Source organism: Variovorax robiniae, assembly GCF_037889955.1.
Classification (GTDB): Bacteria; Pseudomonadota; Gammaproteobacteria; order Burkholderiales; family Burkholderiaceae_C; genus Variovorax; species Variovorax robiniae.
The window spans coordinates 1-4577 of record NZ_JBBKZS010000065.1 but is presented as its reverse complement, the minus strand read 5'-3'; the positions used below and the strand labels follow the sequence as shown (position 1 = coordinate 4577).

Annotated in this window: 5 protein-coding genes; all 5 read left to right on the top strand. The window is 67.8% G+C overall.

The window, feature by feature from the left end; translation table 11 throughout:
* A partial coding sequence (locus tag WKW79_RS36675) for a DUF1989 domain-containing protein (RefSeq protein WP_340340139.1) occupies window positions 1–567 on the top strand: 567 nt, incomplete at its 5' end.
* A 71-nt stretch (window positions 568–638) separates the two neighbouring features.
* Window positions 639–1742 carry a BMP family ABC transporter substrate-binding protein gene (locus WKW79_RS36670; protein WP_340340138.1) on the top strand — a complete coding sequence of 368 codons (1104 nt, stop codon included), beginning with the start codon at window positions 639–641 and terminating at the stop codon, window positions 1740–1742.
* 19 nt (window positions 1743–1761) lie between these two features.
* Entirely contained in the window at window positions 1762–2892 is a 1131-nt protein-coding gene (locus tag WKW79_RS36665; RefSeq protein ID WP_340340137.1) for an ABC transporter permease, read from the top strand.
* On the top strand, window positions 2889–3839 hold the full coding sequence (locus WKW79_RS36660; RefSeq protein ID WP_340340136.1) for an ABC transporter permease: 951 nt from the start codon (window positions 2889–2891) through the stop codon (window positions 3837–3839). Before WKW79_RS36665 ends, WKW79_RS36660 begins: the two co-directional genes overlap by 4 nt.
* The coding region (locus WKW79_RS36655; protein WP_340340135.1) for an ATP-binding cassette domain-containing protein at window positions 3808–4577 on the top strand (770 nt) is incomplete at its 3' end. The genes WKW79_RS36660 and WKW79_RS36655, both read left to right, overlap by 32 nt.

Sequence of the window (4577 nt, the reverse complement as noted above, 5' to 3'; positions counted from 1 at the left end):
CAGCGCGAATACGGCTTGACGCCCGACGACGTGCACGACAGCTTCAACTTCTTCATGGTCACCGAAGTGCAGACCGGCGGCACGGTCCGCATCAGCCGGCAGGACACCGGGCCTGGCGACCATGTCGAACTGCTGGCGCTGATCGACACGCTGGCCATTCCCAACGTCTGCGGCGCCGACGTGATGCGCACCAGCAATTTCTTCCTGAAGCCGATCAAGGTCCAGGTGCTGCAAGCCACGGCCGAAGACCTGGCCCGCGTGCCTGCCATGCCACCGATGGCGAGCCAGCGCACGCCGAAGGACTTCCTCAACCCGGTCATCAAGGCGGACCGCGAGCTGCGCAAGGATGGGGGCTACGAGCCGAAATTCCTCAACACGCCCTTGACGGTGACCGAGGTCGAGATCGAGCTCGACGACGAGGAAATGGCACTGCTGCGCGAGTACGAGCATGCCCGCCTGTACCGCGGGGACAGCGCCGCGACGCTGCGCGACGTCTTCTTCTCATGGTGGGAGCAGCGCTTCGTCACCAGCCCGAACGGGGCGCCGACCGTCGCGCGCAGCGAATAGGCCACGCGCCCCGGCGCGATCGAATCACTCCAGCGTTTCTCGTCCTTCACCCGTGGCAAAGGAAGCCTCGCATGCGCTCGAACCAACTCTCCCGCCGCCGCTTCGTCGGCAGCACCCTCGCAGCCTCGTTGACGGGCGGCCTGCCCGTGCTGTCGCGGGCACAGTCCGCCCTCACGGTGGGCATCCTCTACTCCGGGGCGCGTGACGACTACGGCTGGAACCAGTCGCATGCCGTGGCAGCGCGTGCGCTGAAGGCGGTGCCCAACATCAAGGTGGTCGAGGAAGAGCGCGTGCCCGAGACCGTGGCCGCGGCCAAGACGATGGAATCGATGATCCAGCTCGACGGCGCGAAGCTGTTGTTCGGGACTTCCTTCGGCTACTTCTCGCCCTTCATGATCGACGCGGCCAAGGCCAATCCCGGCGTGCAGTTGCGCCACCCGACCACGCTGTGGGATCCGGCCAAGCATCCGGCCAATCTCGGCGGCTACTTCTGCTACATGGACCAGGCCCACCACATCAACGGCATCGCCGCCGGGCTCTCGACCACCTCCAACAAGATCGGCTACATCGCCGCCAAGCCGATCGACCTGGTGCTGCGCACGGTCAACAGCTTCACGATCGGCGCGCGCATGGTGAATCCGAACGTGCAGGTGTTCCTCGTCATCACCGGCGAATGGTCGCTGCCGGTGCGCGAGGCCGAGGCCGTCAACGCGCTGGTCAACTCCGGCTGCGACGTCATCGCCTGCCATGTCGACAGCCCGAAGATCATCGTGCAGACGGCAGAGTCGCGCGGCGTCAAGACCGTCGGCCACAACACCTCGCAGGCGGCACTCGCGCCAAAGGGCTTCATCACCGGCGCGGAGACCAAGTACGAGACCATCTACAAGGGCTATGCCGACCTGCTGATGAAAGGCCAGGCGCTGCCCAACATGACGGTCGGCGGCTACGACAAGGACATGGTGCAGTCCACGGCCTTCGGTCCCGGCGCGAACGAGAAGGCACGCAATGCGGCGCAGGCCCGCATCGCCGAGCTGCGCGCGGGCAAGCCCATCTTCGGCGGCACGGTGCGCGACAACAAGGGCAAGGTTGTGTTGAGCGATGTCAAGGGCCTGTATGACCCGGTGCTCGAGAAGATGCCCTATGTGGTCGAAGGTGTCGTCGGCTCCATCAACTGAAGACCCTGCGCGAGGCGCGATGAGTGCTGTCTTGCCGCTGTCGCCGGAATCGGGTCCGCGGCCCACGCGCGTCGGCGCGCATACGCGCTGGATGGGCCTGCTGGGCCAATTGCTCGTGCCCGTCGGCGCGGTGCTGGCGGCGTTCGCGCTGTTCTCGCTGCTGCTGCTCTGGCTGGGCCGCTCGCCGATCGAGTTCGCGGAGCTGGTCTGGAAAGGCGGCTTCGGCACACCCTTCTCGATTCGCAACACGCTGCAGCGGATGCCACCGCTGATCCTTTGCGCGCTCGCCGTGGCGGTGCCGGCGCAACTGGGATTGATGGTCATCGGCGGCGAAGGAACCCTGGTGCTGGCCGGCTTGGCCTGCGCGGCGATTGCGGTGCCCTTTGCCGGCGGATCGGCGCCGGCCGAGTTGGTCGTGCCGCTGATGGTCTGCGTCGCCATGCTCGTGGGCGCGCTCTGGTTCGGCGTGGCGGCGCAGGCACGCAACAAGCGCCAGGTCAACGAAGTGATCTCCTCGCTGCTGCTGTCCTACGTCGGCATCGCGCTCATGAACTTCTTCGTCGAAGGCATGCTGCGCGACCCGGACCAGCCGAGCAAGTCGTCGACGGTGCCGGTGGCCGCGAACTACCTGGTCGGGCCGATGCCCGGCGTGGGCGTGCATTGGGGGCTTGCGGTTGCGTTGCTGGCGGCGGTGGGGCTGCACCTGCTGGTCTCGCGCACCACCTTCGGCTTTGCTATGCGCATCGCCGGCGGCAATCCCCGTGCGGCGCGGGCGCAAGGCCTGCCGGTGGAACGCCTGGTGCTGGTCGGCATGGCCATTGGCGGCGCGTGTGCGGGCCTGGCGGGCTACTTCGAGGTGGCTGCGGTGCAGGGCCGCGCGAATGCATCGCTGGCCGCGGGCTACGGGTTCACCGGCATCCTGGTGTCGTTCATGGCGCGTCACCATCCGCTGGGCATCGTGCCGGTGGCACTGTTGTTCGCCGGGCTCGCCGCGGCCGATGGCCTGGTACAGCGGCGACTCGGCCTGCCCGATGGCGTGATGCTGCTGCTGCAGAGCGTGATCTTCCTGGCGCTGCTGGTCTCGCAGTCTTTGCATGGCAGCCGCATCGGCACTCGCCTGCTCGCCCGGCTGCGCGGAGTCCGGGCATGACCGACATCGTCGTGACGATCGCGCTGGCGCTGCTGGGCGGCGCCATCAAGGTGTCGACGCCCTTCATGTTCGTGGCGCTGGGCGAATGCCTGACCGAGCTGTCGGGGCGCATCAACCTGGGCTTGGAGGGCACGCTGGTGCTTGGCGCAATGACGGCCTATGGCGCCGCGGTGCTGACCGGCTCGCCGTGGCTGGGCCTGCTTTTCGCGGGACTGGCCGGCGCCGTGCTGGGCACGATGCATGCGCTGCTGTGCCAACTGCCACGCGTCAACGACGTGGCCATCGGCATCGCGATGATGCTGTTCGGCACCGCCCTCGCCTTCTACTTCGGCAAGCCCTTCATCCAGCCGCAGGCGCCTCATCTGCCGACGATCCCGCTGGGCGAATGGGTCACGCAATGGACGGGGCTGCACAGCATCGCCTTGGCTGCGGCGCTGGAGATCAACCCGCTGTTCCTGTTCGGCATTGCATTGGCCGGGGTCATTGCCTCGGCACTGCGCAACACGCACATCGGCCTGATCGTGCGGACCACGGGCGACAGCGGCGCAGCGGCACGCGCGCTGGGCATTTCGGTCAATGCGGTGCGCCTGGGCTGCACCGCGGTGGGCGGGGTGCTGGCGGGCTTTGGCGGCGCCTTCCTGTCGCTGGTCTATCCGGGCGCCTGGAACGAAAGCCTCTCCTCCGGCCAGGGCCTGATGGCGGTGGCGCTGGTCGTCTATGCGCGCTGGCAGCCCACGCGCTGCGTGCTGGCCGCGCTGCTGTTCGGCGCCGCCGGTGCGCTGGGGACGGCGCTGCAGGCGGTGGGATGGAACAGCGGCCTCTACCTCTTCAATGCCGCGCCCTATGTGCTGACCTTCCTGCTGATGCTCAGCGGGGGCGGACGCGGCGCGGCCCAGCGTCGCCAAGGACAATTCGATGCGCCCGGTGAACTCTCCACGGGCCGCTGAGTCCGCGCCCTCGCTGTCGGTCCGCGGCATGAGCAAGGCCTTCAATGGCGTGCCGGCCATCGAGGATGTGTCGATCGATGTGGCGGCCGGTGAGTTCCACGGCCTGCTGGGCGAGAACGGCGCGGGCAAGTCGACACTGGTCAAGGGCTTGCTCGGCTTTCACCTGCCGGATGCGGGGCGCATCCTGGTGAACGGCGTCGAGGTGTCGATCCGCCGCCCTGCCGACGCGCATGCGCTGGGCCTGGGCATGGTCTACCAGCACTTCACCTCGGTGCCGGCGCTGACAGGCTTCGAGAACCTCATGGTCAGCCGTCACGACGCGCCGAAGGTCATCCACTGGCCGCGGGAATGCGCGGCCATTCGCGAGTTCATGTCGCGCATGCCCTTCTCGGTGCCGCTGGATGTGCCGGTGGGAACGCTGGCCGCCGGACAGCGGCAGAAGCTCGAGATCCTCAAGCTGCTTTACCTGGGCAGCCGCTTCATCGTGCTGGACGAGCCGACCTCCGTGCTGACACCGCAGGAGGCCGACGAGATGCTGGGCCTGTTGCGCGACATGACACAGGCGCGCGGCATCAGCGCGCTGATGATCACGCACAAGTTCCGCGAGGTCACGTCCTACTGCGACCGCGTGACCGTGTTGCGGCGCGGCAGGATGGCGGGCACAGGGTCGATCCGCGAGGTGACGACGCAGACGATGGCGCGCTGGATGGTGGGGGATGCAGCGGCGCCCGCGGTCAC